Here is a 21,555-nt window from a genome sequence, read left to right as displayed (position 1 = left end):
GCGGATTGTCGATTAAATTGTCCTGCTAGATATCATTGTACGGCTCGACCTTCCTTGTCCAGGTGCAGCCACAGAAGCACCATTCTTCGGCGACCCATTTGGCGTCACCCTTCCGTATCTCCTCTTGGATGCGATGCCATGGTGCGACAGGAAGTGAACGTCCGATGATGCGATCCAGAACGCCTCTGTCTACCAATTGTATTTCGTATCCCTTTCCTTCTGCGCGGCCTGTGGCTTGTTGCGCTTGAAGAGTGAAGCGGTCGGCTGTCGACACGATGATGGAGTGTTTGAAGCCTTCCAAGACCATTGATCCCAATACATTGCGGATGGTGGACACGGGTTCTGCGGAGTCGACATCCTCGCGGCGTTTGACTTGGACAAGCCACGAACACCCTTCGGCGTCAACCAGCAATACGTCGACGCCGCCGTCGCCCGGCCGTCCAACGTGGCGTGCCTCTACGTAGGTACCGATGTTGCGGAAAAGTTTTGTCACCAGAACTTCAAGATATCGCGGAGGCATGGTCTGGTACTTCTCGGGATGCCTTCGCAACCACTGCGATATTTCAGATAGACTCCCTTCGGGGAAATCTGTTTCGAACTCTTTAACCTTGGAAGACAATACTGCGACATCAAAATTATAGAATAGGGAGCACCTTGCTTCATACCCTTGCATTCGAAGTCCATGGGCCTGCCAGAAAGTACAATTGGGACAGTATTCCAAAAGTTGGCCCGCAGTCCGATCTCCGTCTTCGGGCCCATGGTTGTGAATTTCTGTCGCACCCATGCTTGTGTGGCAGTAAGGACAATTTTTTACGCGAGTTGGCAGATTTTCGAAACCAGGCAAGTCGTCGACAACGGTATTATTCCTAAATTTTTTGAATACAGGGTATCTTGTTGAAGGCTGAGGCTTGCCGTTGATGGTGAGTCTGTTGGATATGCGGGGCCGGTTGTATTCGGTCGAATCGGCAATGGAAATTTTTGCAACATCGAAAGACATCCCGGGCGGCGCATCACCTTCGACTCTCAAATCAGGTCGACCCCATAGCGCAAGTTGAACAGGATGCTCGACACCGGGGTCGAATACGGGCATAATTCAATCCTATCGTGTATGGTGTTATTCTTCCGGAGTTCCACAGGCACTGGAGGCGCTATGGCTTGACCCGACAGGCACTGCTTTCCGCTTCGAGCAGTTCCGCCGCGCTCAAATCAATCCGAGCCGAATGCTGTCTGCTCTCCTGGATTCCTCCTTGGTTTCTTGCGGTAGTCCGCCTGCATCTTGGCCTGTATTTGCCAAGCGGGCCGTGTGCGGCGCGGTTCCTCTGGTGCAGTCGCGAACAGGCATGTGTTCTCCGCCTTGTGGAGCGGGTGCGGTGTACACAGGGCATCACCCGTTTGTTTCCCCAGTCGTCAGGCAGCGGTTCTGCGGTAGGATAGTTCACCGACCACTCGAATGTTGAGCGCTACCGGTCCATTGTCCGCTTCGGACCACCAGTGCTGAGCCTCGGCGTGTTTGCCCTGGGCAGCGGCCACGTTGCCCAAGCCATTGAGGGCGCGGGCGCGTTCGGCATGTTCTTCTTCCCGAGCGGCCAAGGCGGCGGCCCATCGGTACAGGCGTTCCGACTCCGCGTGGTGGGCGGCACGGAAGTGAACCCAGGCCAGGCCGTTGACCGCGAGGACCTCGTCGCGCGGCGTGGTGCTCAACTCCACCGCTCTGGTGGCGTGGTCAAGGGCCTCAGCGGTGCGGTTGAGCGCGGCTGCCGCCAAGGACATCCCACGTAGACTGATCATCAGGTTCCGGGTGCGGCCATTCGCCAGGTAACTGGCCGCCGCCTCGGCCAAGCCTGCCAGCGCCGCCTCGGATTCACCCTGGTAGATGCGTACCCACGCGAGGCTTGAGCGCGCATCGGTCGCGCCCAGGCGGTCGTCCAGTGCGGTGAACAACTCTGCTGCTCGCGCGTGACATTCAGCTGCTTCCTCTGGTCTTCCCCCTTCCAGCAGCGCCATGCCCAGGTTGGTCAACGTGGAGGCGGTGGCGCGGTCGTCGGCCGCTCCCTGGGCCGCCGCCAGGGCGCGCCGGTGCAGCGCGATCCACTGTTCGATCATCTTGTCGCGGCCGAAGAAGCCGCGCATCAACCGCGCGAGGTCCACACAGCGCTGCGGGTGCCCCGAGTCCGCAGCCAATTCGGCCAAGGCGGTGACGGTCGACCAGGAGTCCCGTAGCCAGCGCAGCGCCCCTGCCGCGTCGGTGAAGTCGATCGTTGACTCCGGAACTTCCGGACGGCAACGGTCCGGCTCCAGCAGGGCGTCCGCCCGGGCCACGGTCCCCGCGACGTGGTCGAGCAGTCGGGCGATGGCTTTGTCGCGGACGGTCGCGTCCAGTTGCGGCTTCCATTGCTCGACCAGGTGCGCGCGGACCACGTCGTGCAGTTCCACCGCTCCGCCCGGATAGCGGTCGACCAGGTAGGAGTTGAAGAGCCTGGTGGTGAGTCGGTTCGCGTCGTTCGGGGCGGCTCCGGACAGGGCCACCACCGTGTTTCGGTCCATCCGGCTGCTGGGGTGCAGACTGAGCAGGGTGAGGAACTCCCGCTCATCGGGCTTCAACAGGTCCAACGAGACGGTCAGGGCGCTGATCCAGCGGTCATCGTCCAGGGCGGCCAGTTGAGCCTTGCGGAGCAGGTCGAGGAGTTCGGCCAGGTCCCAACTTCCGGTGTGGTGCGAAGCCGCGACCGCCTGGATGACCAGCGGCAGCCCACCGCAGTGCTCCAGGATCTCGTTCACGTACCGCTCGTCTTCCTGGTTCACCCGGGTGATCCGGCCGAACAGTTCCTGGGCGGCCCCGGGCTCCAGGGGTTTGAGGTCGATGTGTTCGGCGTCGGTCAGCGCGGTCAGTCGGGTGCGGCTGATAACCACGACGGCACTGCCCGAGTCACCGGGCAGCAGATCGCGGACTTGGTCCACGTGACGCACATTGTCGATCACCAAGAACATTCGTCGATCCGACAGCAGTGTGCGCAGGAGGTTGACCTGACCATCCCGGTCGATGGGCAGGCGCTCTGCGCCGACCAAGAGGGCGAGCAGGCTGGCCAGCGCGCCACCCGTCGTCCACTCGGAATTGTTCTCCGCGTGTCCGTGCAGGTCGAGTACCACGGCCCCATGCGGGTAGTCCTTCGCCACGTCGGTCCACACCGTGTTGACGAGCGCGGACTTCCCGATCCCACCAAGGCCACCGACCGAGATCACACCGGGTCTGCCGCTCCGGAGTCGGTTGACCAACCGTGTGCGGATCTCGTCCCGCCCCACGAAGTGCTGAGGACCGGAGAGCAGGCCCTGCGGGACCAGACCGTGCCCGGGCAGGCCCACGGGGCCGAGCAGATTGCGCAAATGGCCGCTTTTCGTCTCGTAGTAGGCCTCGGCACGCCGCACCGCCGCTTCGCTGGGGAGTTTCTTCCCGGTCTCCAGCTTGGACAGCTGACTCGGACTCATGGCCAGCGCTCGGGCAGCGTCCTTCTGTTGGATTTCCCGGTTTCGTCGAAGTGCTCTCAGTTCGTCGCCGAATGCCGTCACCGCGTGCTTCCTCCGATCAGGGATGGTCGTTCGATGGCTCTGCCAGCAGCGCCGCGAGGTCGGGCTGTTCCTGCTTTTCTCGAACCGCTGCGGCCCGCAGTTCCCCGAGTTGCCCCTGATCGCCGCCCGTGCAACTCAGGAGCAGAGCATCCGATGCGGCCACGATCGCCGCAGGCGAGTTCACACCCGCCGCAGTGAGCGCGCAGAACGTGCCGCGTCCCACCTCGGCAGAGGTACGGCTCGCCACAGCGACCAAACCGTCCACCACGCCCAGTCGCAGTTGCCGGGGCAGGAGTGCGCCGAGCGCCGCCAACTTCGGTACCGGGTGCAGCAGTCGGGCGACGCCGACCACAGCAGGCAGTACGTCGGCTGTGCGGTCCGCAGCGCGGCGCACCGGAACGGGATCGTGCCGGACTGATCCCCCGAGCGCCTGTTCGACGGTACTGAGTGGGGCTCCACGCGACCAGGCCAGGCAGGCCACCACCCGTTTGGCTCGCCCCGCGCGTGCTCTACCGCTTCCAAACCGGTCCAGCACGACGGGCGCGAGCCGCTGCCGCTTCAGGGCCTGGGACAACGCGACGTCCTCAGTCGCGTCCGCGACGAACCGCACCTGGTCCAGTTCTGCCGTCAACTGAGCCACACCGATGAGGGTCGCCCCGTTGATGTCGTCGTTGCCCATCTCCGCCAGCACATCTGCGATCATGGCCACAGATTCGGGATCGAGGTGGTGTTCGACCGCGACTTCACCCAGTGGTGTCAGGGTGTGGCCCGATGCGACCGGACGCACCATGTCGTAGGCCGTCAAGTCGGTGAGCGCCTGCTCCACCACTTCTGGTGGGAACGGGTCCGGTTCGTCGGTCATCCGGCATTGGTGCGCCGCAAAGCTCCACCGGAGGAAGCCGGTCACGTCCGCGCCCGTGGGCCTGTGCCCGCTGACCAGCCTGCCTGCGCAGGCGTGCAGCACCCACCGCCGGATGTCGGCCCCCGGCAAGCGGAGCGCGGAGCGCAGCGGCGGTCCGGTGCCTCGTACGTAGGTGGCCCACTTCATCCGCGCGTCCGCCGCACTGCGCGCGAGAATCACGGACCGGCCGCGCTCGGCGAGACCTGTGCGGCCCGCTCGGCCCGCGATGTTCTTGTACTCGATGACCGAGTACGGCGTCCCGTCCGGGTGTTCCAGTCCATCGACCACGACGGTGCCCGCAGGCAGGTTGACCCCCTGGGCCAGGGTCGTCGTGGTGACCAGCACCCGGACATCGCGGTGGTCCCGAAACCCGATCTCCACCGCGCGGCGTTCATCCTGGGACAGTTCGGCTGTGTGGAACGCAACGCCTTGACGCAGGCGGGCGCGAAGCTGCTCGCCCACGTATCCCAGGTCGTCGTCGGGGAGGTCGGCGAGAGTCCGGTTGGCGGGCGGCAGGTCGAGCGCGGCTCCGACCGTTGCCGCGCACGACCGCGTCGCCCGCTTGGTCGAGCAGAAGACCAGGATCTGGCCTGCGTCCGCAATCAGATGTCGAAGCAGTGCGACCATGCGGGTGTCCTGTCCCGCCGCCCCGGGCAGGTGGTCGACGGTCTCGATGCGATCCGGACCAAGGTGGCGGAACTCCCCGTCCGGCGTCAACACGCCCTCCAGCAGCGGAACGGGCCGAAGATCCGACACCACCGGTGTCGCGCGCAGCCAGGTTTCCAGGTCGCCGAAGCCGCCCGGTGCCGCCGACAGCCCGATGACCTGCGGTCCGCCGTGGTCGATCTGGTGCAGCCGGACCAGCATCAGCGCCAACTCGAGCCCCGGTCCGCGGGTTGCGGAGGCGATGTTGTGGATCTCATCCACCACCAGAAGTCGGGTCGCAGTGAGCAGTCGCGGGTGCTTGAGCAGCAGGCCGGTGAACATCTCGTAGGTGAGCACCGCGATGTCGTGTTCGCCGGTCACCAGGTCGGCGAGTTGGTCGGTGTGCTCACCGGTCACCCGGATGATCCGGGTGCCCAGTGGCGTCCGGGTGCGGGTGAGGTGCTCGTACAACTCCGCCACCAGTGCGCGCGTGGGAAGCAGGAACACGGCCCGCCCGCCGTCGGCGACCACTCGGTCCGCGACGATTCTCCCGATGGCGGTCTTGCCCGAGGCTGTTGGTGCCGACACTGCCGCACTTCCGCCCGCCAACACCTGTGCTTCGTTGATCGCTCGTAGTTGCAGCCTGTTGAGGTGTCCGACCTCTCTGGCCCACATCGCTGCCACCGGTTCGGGAACGCCGTGGCGCACCAGGCTCGACGGCGCTGCGGTCGCCGCGATCGGTTGATGCGCTCCGTGTGCGGCGCGGTATCGGGCGCCGGGTCTCAGAACCGGTAAGGTGGGGTTGCCCTCGATGCCGGTCCGCGCGGTGGTGTCCTGCCTGCGGGCGTCGGTTGCCGACCGCGTTCCGCCCACCTGCCGTCGGACGTAGTCCACCAGGCGCGTCAGGCCGATCCGGTCACCATCCAGCACCTCTGGTGCCCCGCTGAGGCCGGCAAGCAGGTGGTAGGTGAGCAGACCGTGGCCGTGCTCGACCGGTGCCCGCGCTTCCTGCTCCGCGGTAGCAGCCGTCAACACGACCCACCCGCGACCGCTCTTGTCCGGCTGGGTTCCGCGTCTTGAGGGGGCAGGCACGCTGAGGTCCCGCGCGGATGGCATGCCGGAGAAGCAGCAGTCGAGCGCGACCAGCAGCACGCGGGCGGGTACTGCTCTGAGCGCTTCCACCACGTCGTCGATCGGCAGCCCGGCGTACGCCTCGCCGGTGTCATGCGTGACCAACCGCCGATCTCGCGTGCCGTGCCCGGAGAAGGTGAACACGACTGTGTCATCGGGGCCACTGATCCTGGTCAACCGTGCCAGGTGCTCGGTGACCGCTTCCGAGGTGGCATCCCGGTCGCACAGCAGAGCCGCCTGGTCACCGATGGTGTCCGCGAACAGTGCGTGCAAAGCGATGGCGTCGGCCGCGGCGTGGCGCGCCGGTGGCGCACCGGGCACGCAAACCTCGCCGGCACCGATGAACAGGCCGTGGACACCGGGGTTCCCCGTCACGCCGCGACACCCTGGACGCGCGGATCGTGCCGCAGGGCCGCGAGCAGGTCAGCCGCACCGGCCTTGGTGAAGGCGTGGACCGGGTAGTGGTCCACCGTCCTGGGCTGCAGGAACAGGGGGATTTCATCCGGAGTCCCGCCCGGGAGGACCACCGGGAGCAATCGCTTTGTCCACTGTGCTCGATCAGTGTGCAGCAGTTCGCGCAGTATGCCCATTTCCGACTGCAGACCGCGGTGCAGCTTGGCGGGCATTTGCCCATCCCCCACGACGCAGCAGGCCGGTGACGCGATGATTAGCGTGAAGTCGGCAGTGGTGATCTGTTCGTGGGCCCACACGTACCAGTCCTGGCGCGTGCTGTCGTAGAGGTGGTCGATGTGCACGTCGAAGCCCTGCCGCTGCAGGAACCGGGCGAGGGCTCGACACTGCTGGATGTGATGGGGGGTGTCGTGGGCATAGCAGATGAAGATGCGGGGTGGCTGCGGCTCAGCGGTTCGGCGGGTGCCTGCGGTCGGGAAAAGCGGCGTCTGCGCCGACGCTGCTCCCGATCCAGCGAGGGCGACCGCGAGGTGCATGGGCAGGTCGACCGGGAGCAGATCCACATCTTCTCCGGCATGGTCGAACCGCACCGACAGTTTGACCGGCAGGGTCGTTGTCCCGGCGGGTGCTGCCAGGACGACCCAGGCCACCTGGCTACCCGAGGTGAAGCCGGTTACCCGCCGATATTGCCAGCGCACTACCGAGGTGCCCACCCCCAAGGTGCTCACGGCCGCGTCCCGTACGGGCAGGTACGCGTCGCCGGGGTGGTCTCCACATGGCACCAGGTTCGCGTAGTGGTTGACCACGTATGAGTGGGCGCCTACGGGGTGGGGTGCGGTGTGTGGGGCAGCGTCCACCACGGTGCTGGTCTCCGGGAATGACAGGGTCACCTCGTACCAGTCGAATGGCGGGGCCGAGCTGTTCACGTCCAGTTCGAGGTTGAACCGGACCAGGTGGTGGTCGTGGCCCGTGGAAGCGTCGTCCGACAGTGCGACCCGCTGCGCCTGGCAGCCTGCCAAGCGCAGCACGCCCAGGTCGAGCGGTCCGGGCGGGCGAGTCAGCAGTCGGGAGCCCTGATCCCGCAGGCGCAGGGGAACAGCCAGGTGCTGTTCGCGGATCTCTGTCTTCATCGGACGGTTCTCCTTCTTTCGGATGTGTGGATGCGGATCACTCCCGGTGGGGGTATTCCGCGGGTCTGGCTGTGGTGGGTGCTCAGGCGGCTGAGCGAAGGACGTCGACGATCGCCCGCTCGCCGCACTTGCGCTGCTGGTGGCACTCTGCGAGGGAGATACCGAGGAGATCGGCCACCAGCCTGGGGTGCATTCCGTCGAACCTGGTGGCGGCGATAATGTCGGCCTCCAGTTGGGTCACCGCGCCATCTCGCACCAATCTCGCCAGCAGCAGATCCGGATGCCCCGCCGGGCTTGTGAAGGGCAGGAGTCGGACCTTGGACCCCGAGTCCGCGGGTGAACCTTCCCAGCCGCCGGTTTCCGGCCTGCCGCCGTACCGGGCTCGCTGGAAGGCAACCTCGGCCAGGTGGCGCACCAGCCTCGGCATGGTGTTATCGCAGCACATCACTGCTTCGATAAAGCCGACCAGCACGGTGCTCTCGACGTCCTCGCGCTCGCCGCCGTGGAGAGTCAACGCGCGCTGGGTGGCCCACTTGAGCTTCGGCAGGCTTCCCGCGACCGCGAACAGCAGCCATGGCTGGGCGTCCGCCTTGGCACGCCGAATGGTCTCGGTCCACAACTGGGAGTGGGCCGATTGCCCTGTTGCCCGGTCGCGCAGCATGGCCACCACCTCACCGGCCGTCAGGTTCCGGTCGGCGATGTCGATCCCCACCTCCCAGCAGTCGATCACGGGCGTTCGGTTGGCCGCGGCCAACTCGGCGAATGCGCGTTCGACGATCGCCAACGGGGATTTCGAGATTGCAGGCATGGGTGCGACCTCACTTGTCCATTCGGTGGGGCGGTGCTCGCGGTCATACCCTGAACGCTGGTCGGCGTTATTTCAAGTCGAATTTTTCTATTTCCTGATTTCTGATCGCATGGAAAACCTTGGAATCTTCCATCGACTGCGGAGTGGCTGCTCGGAGGCGATTCGATCAGCTGCGGTGGAGGTCAAATTCCTGCGAGGAAAGAACGGGAAATTATTGATGTCTGCCCGGGTTGGGCTTCAACCGCGCTGGAGTCGGCGTGTCGACACGGTCTTCGCGCCTGCTCGCGGACGGGGCTGCGGAGCGACGACATCGGTGACGGTTCAGGTGGAGGGGCGATTCGGGCGGGGCGGCTCCGCCGCTCCCGATGTCGTGCTGTCTTGGCTGAGCGGATCAGCCTGTTCGGGTGGTACGCGCTGATCCGACCTCAGGTTGAGGATGTCGTGCTTTTGAATGGTCCCGACGCTGAGAAGGGGGCCGAACGGTTATGACGTCATCACTGGGGAGATCCGGCGTGCTGCCGGGGCCGCAGCGGATGCGGCCGATGTCGCGGGTGGAGTCAGTCCCGACACGGCGATCCGGGGTGTGGGCGCGGCGCTGCCGGGTTCTCGGACCGCACGGGGTGCGGTCGGCGCGGGGGACCCCTGGCGGACGCGGCTGGCCGCGTAGGTGGTGGAGACGCCGGGGTATGCGCGAAAGCTCACGGCATCAGCCGAGTCGTACGAGGCCGAGGCCACCGCCGCGTTCCGCGGTGGGGTGATGGTCGGTTTCGGGGATGTTCGGCAGTGGCGGGCAGCTCCGCTGGACGCAGCTGTTGGGGCGCTCAACAGCGATGGGCGTTGTTCGTCGGGACCGGTGACGAACGGGCAGCCGCGGGGGCGCCCGACGCGTGGCAGGGGAAGCCGCGCGGGCCACGCATGCGGAGCGCGATCGGTTGGAGCGCATCGTCGCCGAGATCGCGGCGGCTCGGCGGGCTGTGGGGATGCGGCGGATTCGGTGGTGGTGATCGAGAAGTTGGTGCGGGAGGTCGATGGGGTCGCCGGCGCCCACGGGTTGGTCGTCAACGACGATGGCCAGGTTGTGCGGGCTGCGGGGTCGGTGCCGGAGGCACCGACGAGGAAGCGGTGGTGGCCGATCTTCGCGAGCGGGTCCGGGTGGTCCTGCGGTTGGCCGATGAGATTGAGGGGTTCCTGTCCGATGTGCTGGACAAGGTGGCTGCGGACGGTGTGACCGACGGGGTGCCACCTCGCTCGCCGACGCCGCCTCGACGGGGAGCGGCAGGGCGGCCTTCACGACAAGTTGTTGAGGAAGTACAACGTCACCGTCGACCCTGGTGGGATGGTCAGGTATCCGGACGGGGTTCTGGGGTGGGCGCTGGAGCAGATGGGGGTCAAACCCCAGAACATGACCGCGGGAGAGGCCGTGATGCTCAATGACATCGGGCTGGCGGGAGCCAAGGACGCCTACGATATCTACAAGACCGCCATCCACGACGCCGAGAACGTGTTTGGGGGTGCGGGGCTCACCGACGGGCGCTCTGGTGCCCTTCGTCACGTCTACTGGAACGCGATGTTGGCGAATCGGTTCGGGCCGTAGTGGGCGGCGCAGTACACCACCGCCCACGAACGCGTGGACACCAACAGCGTCACCGCGGAGGCGATGGACCTGCACAACAAGGAAGTCGGACGGAGGATTGCGGCGGAGCACCCGGACGCGGGGCCCGAGAAGCTAAAGGGGTACATCGACAAGGCGGTCCATGACGGTGAGATGGTCGTTGTCGGCTCGGACGGCAGGTTGGTGCCGAGCAACGAGGTGGCCATCGGTGAGACCGGGCGTGCCCAGGATGATCCGGCGACCGGTGGGAATGAACCCGGGGCGCAGGACGAATACGAGAATGACACATCAGGGGGCTGCAACCCCGGTGGCGGCGCGACAGCTACGGCACCTGTGACAACTAGAAGGCTCGTTGCCCTGCTCGTCGCTTTCGCCGTCCTGCTGACGGGGTGCTCGAATGGAGGTCATCGGTTGACTGAGGACGAACAGCTCTCCGCCGCCTGTGCGAGTTGCGGCAGAACGGTGGGGAGGTGCTGCTGAGTGATCTCGCAGGCGGCGACTGGGACACCGTCTACGTCTCCCCGGAGCCGGTCAGCTAGAAGCAGGTCGGTGTTCCCGTTCCCATGGAGGACGAGTTCACCCAGCGCGGTCACGTGTTGGTCTTCCTGAAGACGGTGCCGTCCAGCGGGCGACGTTCACAACTCCGAACCTGCTGCGCGACGGCACTTATGCCGCGCCGGTTCGGTTGCGGGCAGGCGGTTATCCGGCGCTGATCGACATCGAGTCCTGACCGGGGCGCGAACGCGTCGTCAGAGGGTTTTGGTCAGGAAGACGCTGTGCGGGTCAGGGCGGTAGTCGGCGAAGGGTTCGCAGTAGGTGAAGCCTGCGCGTTCATAGAGGGTTCTTGCCGGGGTGAAGAAGTCGGCTGAGCCGGTTTCCAGGCTCAGGCGGGTGAAGCCCATTCGTCGGGATTCGGTGAGGATGTGGTTGAGCAGTCGGGCGGCGATGCCGCGGCCGCGGTGGGTTGCCGCGGTGCGCATCGACTTGAGTTCGGCGTGGGTGTCGTCCAGGCGTTTGATTGCGCCGCAGGCGACCGGGGTGTTGGCGTCGAGGACTGACCAGAAGGTGATGTCGGGGGTGCGGAGACCGTCTAGGTCCAGGGCGTGCTTGCTCTCCAGTGGGGTGATCGCGCGCATGTCGTCGAGGTGTTCGGTGAGCAGGTGGGCGATTTCCGGGCCGCTCAGGTCGTCGACGATGATGCGCATGGGGGCCTCCTCCGGTTGCGGGAGGAAAATACCGGTGGTGGGGAACCCGGTGGTGGCGGTGGGCGTCGGAGGTGTCGGTGGGGAGAGGAGTCGGGGTGGTTGAGCGGGAGGACGGGCCGTTCTTCGAGGCTGCGTACCGGGCGGCCGGTGAGGTGGACGACTCCGTGGGGGAGGAGCGGCGGCGGGCGTGGTGGCGGGCGGTGCCGCGGTTCGCGGTTGCGCTGGTCGAGGGGGTCCTGCGTGACTGGCTGGTGATCGGCGCCGTGTTGTTCTCGCTGGTCGTTGCCGTTGTGGGGGGTACGTCCGGTGTGGTGGGGTGGGCGGTTGCGGGGGTGGTGGCCGGGGTTGTGGGGGTGGTGCTGGTGGGTGTGGCGGTGCGGCGGAAGTGGTCGTTCGGGGCGCAGTGGGCGGTCATCCTCGGGGTGGTCGTGGCGCAGGCGGCTTACCTGGTGCTCTTCTGGAAAACACGATGACGGGGGAACCGGCGTGACCGATGTGACCGTGGAACTGGCCGACCTGGGCGGGTGGGCCGCCCAGACCGGGCGGGCGTCGGCCGACTGCGGGGCCGCTCAGGCGTACGCGACGGGCAACATCGCCGACGCCGACTTCGGTGCCATCCTGGAGCTGATCACCGGCGACTACGCGGGCCTGCTGACGAAGGTGCACGACATCCTCGGTGAGGACGGCAGCGGTCTCGGCCTGGAGCAGGGTGCGCTCACCTCCTGCGCCGAGGCCTACCGCGACGCCGACGCGCAGGGGCGGGACCGGTTCGTCGAGCTCGGTGGCACGGGGGTCCTGCACTCCTCCGACGACGGCGTGGCGAACGGGTTCGACGACGTCGGTTCGGCGCAGGGGAAGCTGACCGCGCCCAGCGCTTCGGGTGCCACCCTGCCCGAGGTGTCCTTCGGGTGGATTCTGGACAAGGTGTGCGACCTGATCGTCTGGGTCGGCGGGCCGGACCCGCGCGAGTACGTCACCAAGTGGATCGCCGGTGACGTGCGGAAGGCCTCGATGCAGGCCGCCGCCTGGGACTGCGTCGCGGCGTGCGTGGAGGCCGTCGAGGCGAACCTGCGCTCCGGGGCGGCGGCGATCGCCGCCACCTGGACCGGGGCGGCGGCCTCGGCGTCCGCGGGGCAGATGGGCAAGTGGGGCACCGCGCTGGCCGACCAGGCCGCCAAGATGCGGGTGATGTCGGACCACCTCACCGACATGGTCGACCAGGCCGTGAAGATGGCCCAGTGCGTCGTCGACATCATCAAGACCGTGATCTCCGTGGTGTCCGCGGGCCTGAGCAACGCCTCCATCCCCCTCTACGGGCAGTGGAAGCTGATCGAGTCGGTCAAGGAGGCCATCACGATGGTGAACAACGCCCGCAAGGTGATCACCGTGTTCTGGAACTTCCTCACCCTCGTCATCGACTCGATCAAGCTCTGCGCCGCCACCTTCACCGCCGAGTCCCTGCCGCCCGCCCCCGCGGGCGCGCCCGTCCCGGCCGGGGCGGGCCGGTGACCACCCCCGAGGACCGCATCCGCGCCGCCAAGGCCGAGTTGGACAGCGTGATCGACCGCGCCCAGCAGGACCTCTACCGGTTCCAACGCCGCAACGAGCCTTCGCCCGAGGCCCTCCGGGCGCTCCAGGAGGCGGCCGCCCGCGGTGACCTGGGGGAGGACATGCGCGAGTTGGCCCGCCGCATCGAGTCCGGGAGGGACAGTTGGCAGGCGGTCTTCGCGGGTGACTCGCCCAACGCGGCTCTGCTGCGGGGGCACCTGGAGCGGATGGCCGAGGAGAACCGGGAAGCCATCGCCACCGCCGTGGAGGAGGACGAGTCCTTCGACCCGTTCGCCACGAGCAGCGACCTGTGAGCCTCAGCCGCCCTTGAGGGCTTCGCGGCACAGGTGGTCGGCGGCCCTGGTGGTTTCCGGCTGACGGTACTTCCGGCACAGGGTGAGCACCAGGTTCGTCGCCGTGTCCAGGTCGATCCTGTGGCCGACGGAGACGAAGAGGGGCTTCACGCCGTCCTGCGTACGCAGGGTGCGGCCGATGACCTCGCCGTCGTCGGTGAGGGGGGTCCAGGAGCCGCGTTCGGGGGCGGGGGTGGTGAACTCGCCCAGGGCGTTCTTGCCCACGCCGATGGAGGGGATGCCGGTTTCCAGGCCCGCGTGGGAGGCGAGGCCGAAGCGGCGGGGGTGGGCCCGGCCCTGCCCGTCGCAGACGAGGAGGTCCGGTGTGGTGGTGAGCGCTGCCAGGGCCTTGAGGAGCGAGGGCAGTTCCCGGTAGGCGAAAAGGCCTGGGATGTAGGGGAAATCCGTCTGGTCGAGGATGACGGCCTGGTCGACCACCTCGCCGGTGGCGATGTCGACGCAGACCGCGGCGGCGGCGAGGCGGCCGGTGTTGCCCTCGTAGGCGACGTCGAGGCCCGCGGCGGTGGTGGGGGCGAAGCCGGGTGGGGCGTGGCCGATCACGCGGGGGGCCAGCGCGAGCTGCTGGGCCACCGCTTCCTCGGGGGTGAGCCGGTTATCCGTGGTGGGTCCTGTCCTCGAGCACGGCCCCGTTCTCGTCCCAGCGGCGGCGGACGAGGAGTTTGCCCTTGGGGTCGAACTCGTCGTGGGTGGCCAGGGTGCCGTTGCGGTGCCAGGTCTGGTGGACGCCGATCGCGGTCCCGTAGCTGACCGCGCCCTCCGCCTTGCGCTCGCCGGTGGGGTACCACTCCGCGGCCGGGCCGTCCTCCATGCCCTCGAAGTACGTGGTGAGGGCGACGACCTGGCCGCCGGGGGCGCGTTCGACGACCTCGCCGGTGAAGGGCTTGCCCTGGTGGGTGACCCGGAGGTCGTCCTCGGTCTCGACGTCGTCGTACTCGACTCGCATGGTGGTCACTCCGGGAGGAACTCGCTGTTGGGGTGGCCGCGGTCGAAGGTGAGGCGGCCCGCGTTGCTGGGTGTGCCTGCCAGCATCCTATTGCAGTTGGCGCAGCACGGGGCGGTGCCCGGGCCCTCCTTGCCGAACGGGAAGCGGTTGTCCACCCGGAACTCCGACATGACGCTCGCGTCGACGTCCTCGCCGCGCTTCCACAGCATGTCGTTGACCGCCTTGACCTCGGCGTGCCGCAGCGGGTTGTCACCGTGCGGAAACTCGGTCATCACCGGTTGGCCGTCGCGCATCAGCGGCTGACCGGTGTCGCGGTCGTACTGCTGGTAGGGGCCGTTCTGGCGCATCTCCTCCAGCCGTTCGCGCAGCACCGGGTGCAGGTCCGCCTCGGGGATGACGTCGCGCGGGCGGCCGTTGACGCCCTCGAAGACCTCGCCGGTGCGGGTGTCGACGGCGACGGAGTTGACCGGGCCCGCCTCCTTGGCGGAGATCTCGCCGTTGTCGCGCATCCGGCGGATCTCGTCGGTGCGCTGGGTCGCCAGGTCGCGCAGGTGCTCGTCGAGGGGCTTGCCGTTGACGTGGGTGATCAGGCCGTCGGAGTTGCGGGTGAGGTCGCCCTGGAGGTGGCCGAGGCTCTGCGAGCCGGTGCGGTTCGGCGGGATGGGCCTGGGTGGGGGCGGTGGGTCGGTGGGCGCGCCGGGCGGGGGTTGGCCGCCACCGCTGTTGCCGCCGGAGCCGCCACCGGTCTGGGTGGTGGGGGCGCTCGACGGGGTGGTGCCGCCGGGGGCGTGGGTGCCCGGAGCGCTGGGAGGCGCGGTCGGGGTGGCGGCTGACGGGGTGGTGACGCCGGAGGGGACCGTGCTGCCCGAGGGGGTGTGCGAGGTCGGTGGGGCGCTGCCGGTGGGGGTGTCGACGTGGGACGGGGTGGTGGTGCCCGACGGGGTCGGGGAGGGGGTCCTGGGGGTGCCGCCGGTGGGGTCCGTGGTGCTCGACGGGGTGCTCGCGCCGGAGGGGGTCGTGGTCGTGGGGGCGCTCGAACCCGGGGCGTCGGTGGTGGTCGACGGGGCGTCCGGGGTGGCGGGGGTGGAGCGGGTGGCGTCGGGGGCGCCGTCGAGGACGTCGGAGACCGAGGTGGGGGTGCGGACCGCGTCGGGGGTGTTCGGGGTGGTGTCGGGGGTGCCGGGGGTCTTGCGCAGGGCGTCGCGCAGGGAGTCCCAGAGTTCGCCGAGCCTGCCCATGAGGGGGCGCAGCTTGTCCAGGGAGCGGGTCAGCTTGGTGATGAAGTCCTTGATCCGGTTGACCCACTTGCTGATCAGCGCCACCGCCGAGGCCACCACGTGCGGGGTGGCGACGCCCAGCGTGCCGCCGATCTCGGCCATCCACTGCGGGATGCGGGCGATCAGCGTGGCCACGCACTCGGCGACCAGGTCGCGCACGATCTCGCGGACCGCGCCGACCAGCATCCCGACGACCTCGACGACGGTGCCGATGGTGCCTGCGCCGGTGCCCGCTGCGGCGATCTTGTCCTGCTTGTCCTTGGCGAACGCCCGGTAGGCGTCGGCGGCCGGGCCCTCCCAGCCCGCGGTGCCGTTGACCACCTCGGTGGCGAAGTCGGCGGCGATGGCGGCGGTCTCGGTGCCGACGTTCTTCCAGGTGGCCGCGTACGCCGCGATCTGGTCGCCGTCACCGGCCAGCCAGTCCAACGCGTCCGAGAGCGGTTTGACGTGCTCCATCAGCCAGGACACCGCGTACTGCAGCAGCGTGCCGACCGGGTCCAGCGCCAGCGACAGCATCTCCAGGCCGGTGCCGACGACCCCGAGGCCGCCCTCGACCCAGGAGCCGCCCTCCACGCCGTGGTAGATGTCCATCGCGGATTCGGCGAGGCCGATGCCGCTGTAGGCGGTGGTGGAGTCCTGGCGCTCGGCGATCAGCGGGTTCGTCATCACCGGCCCCCGGTGAACGGCTGCGTGTTGGCCTGCTCGGTGGTGTCGTAGGAGGCCGCGTTGGCGCGGACGCCGTTCGCGGTGCTGTCCATCGACCCCGCGGCCTCGGCGAGCGCGTCGACCCCGGGTTGGCTGACCGCCTGCACGACGGGCACGAAGAACTGGCAGATCACCCCGTAGGCCTGGGTGCCCAGGGTGACCTGGTTCGCCGCGTCCACCGCGGTGCCGAGCCGTTCGCCGAGGGCGGCGAGCTTGCCCGCGTGGTTGCGCAGTTCGTCCGGCAGGACGTCGTAGCCGTCTGGCATGTCGAGGGTCCTCTCAGCGCCGGAACGGGTTGTCGCCGAAGTCGTCGTCGTCGTTTAGATCCTCGCGAGACCGCCGTCGCGGGTCGCGCTGGTCCGGCTCAGGTTCGGGGAAGCGCTGGCGGTAGTTGGAGACCACCGCCTCCACCGTCGCCGGGTCGTCGCCGACGGTGGTGCGCATGATCTCCGCGACCTGGTCGGTGATGCGGGACTGGGCGGTGCGCATGGTCTCCGACACCAGGCGCGACAGCGCGTCGCCGGTGTGGTTGCGGATGCCGTCGGTGAAGCGGATGTCGGTCACCGCGCCCCCGGAGTCGACCACGACGGTGACCACGCCGTCGCGCGAGACCGCCGTCCCGGTGACGCCGGTGACCTGGCGCTGCATCTCCTGGTAGCGCTCGGCCTTGGCGGTCACGCCCGCCGCCCAGCGCTCCAGCTCCTGCTCGGTCCGCGCCCCGTCGAACCCGAAGGTCGGTTCTGCCACGACTGCTCCTGCCTCGTCCGGTCTCCCCCCCGTCCGACGCATCGTCCGCGGCGGTGGTTCCGTGTCGGGGCGCGTCCCGGCGGTCAGATGTCGTGCGGCGCCTCGGGGCGGTCGAGGACGCGCAGCCAGCGGCCGTCGGGCTGGCGGCGGACGAGCTGGACGCGGCCGGGGGTGTCGTCGGCGGAGCGGGTGGAGGTGAGCGCGAGGTCGCCGTTGCGGACCGCGGGCAGGCCGTCGAGCAGGGTCAGCTCCGGGATGTGGGCCATCATCTCGGCGCAGACGGCCCGGATCGCGGCGCGGCCCTCGGTGCGGGCGCCGGGCGGGTAGGCCATCACCGCGTCGGGCTCGTAAAGCTCGGCCAGGCCCTCGGCGTCACCGGCGTTGAACCGCTCGACGAAGAGGCGGGCCACCTGCTCCGGCTCGGTGGCGATGACGCGGGTCTCGGCGTTGTTCTGTGTCATGCCTCCACCCTGCGGCGAATCTGCCCAGAAGTCCAAGAGATGATTATTCTGGGTTCTATAATCAGTGCTTATGGAGCTTCGGCAGCTTGAGTACTTCGTCGCGGTGGTGGAGGCGGGTGGTTTCACCCGGGCCGCCGAGCGCGTGCGCGTGGCGCAGCCGGGGATCAGCGCGCAGATCCGCAAGCTGGAGCGGGAGTTCGGCCAACCGCTGCTGGACCGGTCGGCCCGCGTGGTGCGGCTGACCGAGGCGGGGGAGGCGGTGCTGCCGCACGCGCGGGCCGCCCTGGGCGCGGTCGAGGACGCGCGGCTGGCGGTCGACGAGCTGGTCGGGCTGGTGCGCGGGCACGTGGCGGTGGGCGCGGTGACCTCGCACGCGGTGGACCTGCCGTCGCTGCTCGCCGCCTTCCACGACGCGCACCCCGGCGTGGAGATGACCCTGGTGGAGGGTTCCTCGGACGTGCTGGTCGAGCGGCTGCGGGCGGGCACCCTGGACGCGGCGATCGTCTCGCTCGGCCCGAACCCGCCCGCCGACCTGGACACCCTCGTCGTCGCCGACGAGGCGATCGCCGCCGCGGTGGGCCACGGGCACCCGCTGGCGGCGCGGTCGTCGGTGCGGCTGGCCGAGTTGGGCGGGCTGCCGCTGATCAGCCTCCCGCCGGGCACGGGCATCCGCTCGCACCTCGACGCGGCGTGCGCGGCGGCGGGGTTCACCCCCGCGGTGGCCTTCGAGGCGGGCGACCCGGTGCTGCTGGCGCAACTGGCCGCGCGGGGGCTGGGCGTGGCGATCCTGCCGGACTCGCTGGCCCGGTCGCGGCCGGACCTGCACCCGCTGGCGATCACCTCGCCCGCGCTGGGCGGGCGGCTGGCGTTCGCGTGGCGGGCGACCGGGCCGGGCAGCCCGGCGGGTCGGGCGCTGCTGGCGCTGGCGCGGCGGGCGCTGGAGGTCGTCGGTGGATGAGCTGGTCGACCTGTACGCGCGGGGGGACCTGGGCGGGCGGGTGGTCGGGACGGCGCCGCGCAGCCGCGTCCGGGCGGAGAACCTGCCGCACGCGGCGACGCAGGTGCTGCTGCGGGACCGGGCGGGGCGGGTGTACGTGCACCGGCGGACGCTGACGAAGGACGTGTACCCGGGGATGCACGACGTGTGGGCCGGTGGGGTGGTGACCGCGGGGGAGGCGCCCGACGTGGCCGCCGCGCGGGAGCTGGCGGAGGAACTGGGCGTGCGAACCGTTGTCCGCCCGTGCTTCCGGTACTGGTACGCCGACGACTCCGCGAACTACCTGGCGTGCGTCTACGAGGCGGACCACCCCGGCGGGGAGATCCGGCACCAGGCGTCGGAGGTGGCCGCGGGCTGGTGGGTGCCGTGGGCGGAGCTGCTGGCGCGGTTGGCGGACCCGGCGTGGCCGTTCACCCCCGACGGGCGCGAGTCCGTGGCGCGCTATGCCCGGTACGCCGCGTGATCGACAATTGTCGGTGTGACCCACGGTGAGAACGACCTCGTGCAGGCCATGTCCGACGGTGAGTGGTTCGAGGGTTCGGCCGACGACCCGGTGGTGGTGCGCGCGGGCCTGATCCGGGAGCTGCTGCTCGGCAGGCACGGCGAACTCGACCCGCGCGGGGTGCGGGTGCGCGGCGCGCGGGTCGTCGGGGTGCTCGACCTCGACCAGGTCCGGGCGGTCGTCGGCCTGCACCTGGCGGACTGCGTGGTCGAGGAACCCATCCGCGCCACCCGCGCGGTGCTGCCGTACCTGACCCTCGACGGCAGCCGGATCGCCGGGCTGGTCGCCGACGGCGCCAGGGTCGAGGGTGGGCTGTTCCTGCGCCGCGTCCGCGCCGAGGGGGAGGTGCGGCTGCTCGACGCGCACGTCGGGGGGCAGTTCGACGCCGACGACGCGGAGTTCACCAGCACCTCCGGCACCGCGCTGTACGCCACCCGGATGCGGCTGGACGGCGGCTTCTTCCTGCGGCGGGCCCGCATCCGCGGCGTGGGGGAGCGCGGGGCGGCGCGGTTCGTGGGGTCGCGGTTCGGCGGGCAGGTGGTGTTCGCGGGCGCCCGCCTGGAGAACCCGACGGGACCGGTGCTCGACCTGCACGAGAGCACGGTGGACGGGACGGTCTTCCTGCCCGCGGAGGTGGTCTGCCCGGACGGTTCGCGCGAGGACCACTGCGACCACCCGGCCCGGGTCGAGCTGGACGACTTCGGCTTCAGCTCGATCGGCTACCTCGACTGGCGGCAGTGGCTGCACCTGATCCGCTGCCACACCACGGCCTACCACGCTTCGCCGTACCAGCGGCTGGCGGCGGTGGAGCGGGCGGCGGGGCACGACGGCAACGCCCGGCGCATCCTCATCGCCCAGCAGGGCGACCTGCTGCGGCGCTCGCCCGCGGCCGTGGGCGGTCCGGTGACCCGGTTCTCCCACCGGCTCTGGGGCGCCCTCGCCGGGTACGGGTACCGGACCCGGCGCACGGCGGCGGCGCTGCTGCTGGCGGTGACCGCGGCCGGGCTGCTCGGCTACGCCGCCGGACAGGTCGACACCCGGCCGGGGCACCACGCCGCCGAGCGGACCGTGCAGCCCGGGTCGCCCTCGCCCGCGGTGGGGGTGGCGTGCTCGTCGGTGGAGCTGGTCGGGTTGGGGCTCGACCGGGGGCTGCCGCTGGGGCCGACCGGGCTGCGCAGCCGGTGCGACCTGGACACCGGGACCCGGTGGGGGCAGGCGTTCACAGTGGCGATCTGGGTCATCCAGGCTGCGCTGTGGGGGCTGGCCACCTTGGCGCTCGCCGGGTACACGAACCTGGTGCGCAAGTCCGCTTAGGACAGCCGGTCGACGGTGGCCGGGGCAAGCGGACCGGGCGGTCCGCTAGGGTGGGGGCATGGCTCGCACCCCCGCGCCGGACACCCGGGACCGCATCCTCGGTGCCGCCGCCAGGCTCTTCTACGAGCACGGTGTGCGCGCGGTCGGGATGAACCGGATCATCCAGGAGGCGGGCACCGGGAAGAACCTGCTGTACCAGCACTTCCCGGAGAAGGCGGACCTGGTCGCCGCCTACCTGGCCGTGGCCCGCGACGTGCGCGACAGCGCCGCCCGGCTGGCCCTGGTGGACGCGCGCACCCCCGCGGACACGCTGGTGGCGCTGGTGGCCGAGGTCGCCGCGAAGGTGGCCGAGCCGGGGTTCCGCGGCTGCGCCTTCCGCAACTACCTCGCCGAGTTCCCCGACGACGCCGACGCCGCACCCACCCGGGTCGCCCGGGACTACCTGGGGGCGAGCCGGGCCGCGATCGATGCCGCGGCGGGGGAGGTGGACCCGTCCGGCGAACTGGCCGAGCGGGTGTGGCTGCTCGTCGACGGCCTCTACTCCCAGGCGGCCTACCGGAACCGGCTCGACGGCGACGTCGCGCGGGCCGGTGCGGCGGCGGTCCGGCTGGTCGAGGCACTCGTCCGGTGACGGTGGTGGGCGGCGGCTTCGCGGCGCGGCTGCGGGCGGCGACCCGGGACGCGCACGAGCGGGCCGAGCGGTCGCCGTTCGTCGAGGCGCTGCTCGGCGGCGACCTGGGGCGCGAGGCGTACGCGGCACTGCTCGCGCAGAGCCACCTGTTCCACTCCGCGCTGGAGGAGGCGGGCGAGGTCTGGCGCGGCGACCCGGTGGTCGGCCGGTTCGTGCTGGACCCGCTGCGGCGCAGCCCGGCGCTGGAGGCCGACCTGGCCTGGCTGCTCGGCCCGGGCTGGCGCGGGCACCTGCGCCCGCTGGACGCCACATCGTCCTATGTGGAGCGGTTGCGCGCGGTCTGCCCCACCGACCGAGCCGCTTTCGTGGCGCACCACTACACCCGCTACCTCGGTGACCTCTTCGGCGGGCAGATCATCCGGCACAGGCTGCGCGACACCTACGGCCTGGAGGTCGACGGCGTCCGCCACTGCCTCTTCGACGGCATCGGCAAGCCCAAGCCGTTCCGCGACCGCTACCGCGCCCTGCTCGACGAGACGCCGTGGCGGCCGGGGGAGCGCGACGCCCTGATCGCCGAGGCGGACCTGGCTTTCCGGCTCAACCGCGCCGTTTTCGACGACCTGGCCGCCGTCCACTGCTGAACCCGGCA

At 69.5% G+C, this 21,555-nt stretch carries 22 protein-coding genes; 10 read left to right on the top strand and 12 right to left on the bottom strand.

Going from position 1 to position 21,555, the window contains the following annotated elements; all coding sequences use genetic code 11:
* Positions 1-25: 25 nt before the first annotated feature.
* The 5 genes from UO65_RS34225 to UO65_RS03040 all read right to left on the bottom strand — a co-directional run bounded on the left by UO65_RS34225 (position 26) and on the right by UO65_RS03040 (position 8,590).
* The gene (locus UO65_RS34225) at positions 26-1,090 is read right to left on the bottom strand and encodes a restriction endonuclease (RefSeq protein WP_084175254.1); all 1,065 of its coding nucleotides are present in this window, start codon (positions 1,088-1,090) and stop codon (positions 26-28) included.
* Positions 1,091-1,407: 317 nt separating this feature from the next.
* Positions 1,408-3,564 (bottom strand): tetratricopeptide repeat protein, encoded by a 2,157-nt coding sequence (locus tag UO65_RS03055; RefSeq protein ID WP_084175253.1) that lies wholly within the window; start codon positions 3,562-3,564, stop codon positions 1,408-1,410.
* A 16-nt stretch (positions 3,565-3,580) separates the two neighbouring features.
* On the bottom strand, positions 3,581-6,616 hold the full coding sequence (locus tag UO65_RS03050) for a DEAD/DEAH box helicase (RefSeq protein ID WP_035278488.1): 3,036 nt from the start codon (positions 6,614-6,616) through the stop codon (positions 3,581-3,583).
* Positions 6,613-7,782: an SEFIR domain-containing protein gene (locus tag UO65_RS32960; protein WP_052020579.1), complete on the bottom strand. Its 1,170-nt coding sequence runs from the start codon at positions 7,780-7,782 to the stop codon at positions 6,613-6,615. Before UO65_RS32960 ends, UO65_RS03050 begins: the two co-directional genes overlap by 4 nt.
* Positions 7,783-7,864: 82 nt before the next feature.
* A complete protein-coding gene (locus UO65_RS03040) occupies positions 7,865-8,590 on the bottom strand; it encodes a hypothetical protein (protein ID WP_035278486.1) in 726 nt (241 codons plus the stop codon).
* A gap of 1,300 nt (positions 8,591-9,890) precedes the next feature.
* On the opposite strand from UO65_RS03040, the gene UO65_RS37850 reads away from it, so the two are divergent.
* Entirely contained in the window at positions 9,891-10,184 is a 294-nt protein-coding gene (locus UO65_RS37850; RefSeq protein WP_233427421.1) for a hypothetical protein, read from the top strand.
* Between the two features lie 33 nt (positions 10,185-10,217).
* Complete coding sequence (locus UO65_RS37845; protein WP_233427420.1) at positions 10,218-10,682, top strand: hypothetical protein; 465 nt, start codon at positions 10,218-10,220, stop codon at positions 10,680-10,682.
* Positions 10,683-10,951: 269 nt separating this feature from the next.
* On the opposite strand, the gene UO65_RS03025 is transcribed toward UO65_RS37845, so the two are convergent.
* Positions 10,952-11,407 (bottom strand): GNAT family N-acetyltransferase, encoded by a 456-nt coding sequence (locus UO65_RS03025; protein ID WP_035278484.1) that lies wholly within the window; start codon positions 11,405-11,407, stop codon positions 10,952-10,954.
* A gap of 95 nt (positions 11,408-11,502) precedes the next feature.
* Here UO65_RS03025 and UO65_RS36515 point away from each other — a divergent pair, with 95 nt between their 5' ends.
* The 3 genes from UO65_RS36515 to UO65_RS03010 are packed head-to-tail and all read left to right on the top strand — an operon-like array spanning position 11,503 to position 13,269.
* On the top strand, positions 11,503-11,880 hold the full coding sequence (locus UO65_RS36515) for a hypothetical protein (RefSeq protein ID WP_035278483.1): 378 nt from the start codon (positions 11,503-11,505) through the stop codon (positions 11,878-11,880).
* 13 nt (positions 11,881-11,893) lie between these two features.
* Positions 11,894-12,916, top strand: coding sequence for a hypothetical protein (locus UO65_RS03015; protein ID WP_035278482.1), 1,023 nt, complete (start codon positions 11,894-11,896; stop codon positions 12,914-12,916).
* Positions 12,913-13,269, top strand: coding sequence for a hypothetical protein (locus UO65_RS03010; RefSeq protein ID WP_035278481.1), 357 nt, complete (start codon positions 12,913-12,915; stop codon positions 13,267-13,269). The genes UO65_RS03015 and UO65_RS03010 overlap by 4 nt, the downstream gene beginning before the upstream one ends.
* Before the next feature lie 3 nt (positions 13,270-13,272).
* Here UO65_RS03010 and UO65_RS03005 read toward each other — a convergent pair whose 3' ends face one another.
* The 6 genes from UO65_RS03005 to UO65_RS02980 all read right to left on the bottom strand — a co-directional run bounded on the left by UO65_RS03005 (position 13,273) and on the right by UO65_RS02980 (position 17,462).
* Positions 13,273-13,899 (bottom strand): endonuclease V, encoded by a 627-nt coding sequence (locus UO65_RS03005; protein WP_084175252.1) that lies wholly within the window; start codon positions 13,897-13,899, stop codon positions 13,273-13,275.
* A 22-nt stretch (positions 13,900-13,921) separates the two neighbouring features.
* Positions 13,922-14,281 carry a toxin-antitoxin system YwqK family antitoxin gene (locus UO65_RS03000; protein ID WP_052020578.1) on the bottom strand — a complete coding sequence of 120 codons (360 nt, stop codon included), beginning with the start codon at positions 14,279-14,281 and terminating at the stop codon, positions 13,922-13,924.
* A complete protein-coding gene (locus UO65_RS38525) occupies positions 14,278-16,215 on the bottom strand; it encodes a YwqJ-related putative deaminase (RefSeq protein ID WP_052020577.1) in 1,938 nt (645 codons plus the stop codon). The genes UO65_RS03000 and UO65_RS38525 overlap by 4 nt, the downstream gene beginning before the upstream one ends.
* On the bottom strand, positions 16,215-16,520 hold the full coding sequence (locus UO65_RS02990; RefSeq protein WP_035278480.1) for a type VII secretion target: 306 nt from the start codon (positions 16,518-16,520) through the stop codon (positions 16,215-16,217). Before UO65_RS02990 ends, UO65_RS38525 begins: the two co-directional genes overlap by 1 nt.
* 13 nt (positions 16,521-16,533) lie before the next feature.
* Positions 16,534-17,001 (bottom strand): YbaB/EbfC family nucleoid-associated protein, encoded by a 468-nt coding sequence (locus UO65_RS02985; protein ID WP_052020576.1) that lies wholly within the window; start codon positions 16,999-17,001, stop codon positions 16,534-16,536.
* A gap of 83 nt (positions 17,002-17,084) precedes the next feature.
* A complete protein-coding gene (locus UO65_RS02980) occupies positions 17,085-17,462 on the bottom strand; it encodes a YybH family protein (protein ID WP_035278479.1) in 378 nt (125 codons plus the stop codon).
* Between the two features lie 70 nt (positions 17,463-17,532).
* Between UO65_RS02980 and UO65_RS02975 the strand changes: the two genes are divergently transcribed.
* From UO65_RS02975 to UO65_RS02955, 5 genes are read left to right on the top strand one after another with little or no spacing between them, the layout of a single operon-like run.
* On the top strand, positions 17,533-18,420 hold the full coding sequence (locus UO65_RS02975) for a LysR family transcriptional regulator (protein WP_035278477.1): 888 nt from the start codon (positions 17,533-17,535) through the stop codon (positions 18,418-18,420).
* On the top strand, positions 18,413-18,922 hold the full coding sequence (locus UO65_RS02970; protein ID WP_035278475.1) for an NUDIX hydrolase: 510 nt from the start codon (positions 18,413-18,415) through the stop codon (positions 18,920-18,922). Before UO65_RS02975 ends, UO65_RS02970 begins: the two co-directional genes overlap by 8 nt.
* A gap of 15 nt (positions 18,923-18,937) precedes the next feature.
* Complete coding sequence (locus tag UO65_RS02965; RefSeq protein WP_052020575.1) at positions 18,938-20,275, top strand: hypothetical protein; 1,338 nt, start codon at positions 18,938-18,940, stop codon at positions 20,273-20,275.
* A gap of 58 nt (positions 20,276-20,333) precedes the next feature.
* Complete coding sequence (locus UO65_RS02960; protein WP_052020573.1) at positions 20,334-20,906, top strand: TetR/AcrR family transcriptional regulator; 573 nt, start codon at positions 20,334-20,336, stop codon at positions 20,904-20,906.
* On the top strand, positions 20,903-21,547 hold the full coding sequence (locus UO65_RS02955) for a biliverdin-producing heme oxygenase (RefSeq protein ID WP_035278473.1): 645 nt from the start codon (positions 20,903-20,905) through the stop codon (positions 21,545-21,547). The genes UO65_RS02960 and UO65_RS02955 overlap by 4 nt, the downstream gene beginning before the upstream one ends.
* Positions 21,548-21,555 lie beyond the last annotated feature (8 nt).

It is taken from the genome of Actinokineospora spheciospongiae (assembly GCF_000564855.1).
Taxonomy (GTDB): Bacteria; Actinomycetota; Actinomycetes; order Mycobacteriales; family Pseudonocardiaceae; genus Actinokineospora; species Actinokineospora spheciospongiae.
Note: the sequence above shows the minus strand (reverse complement) of the source record. Positions and strands in the feature narration are given on the sequence as shown.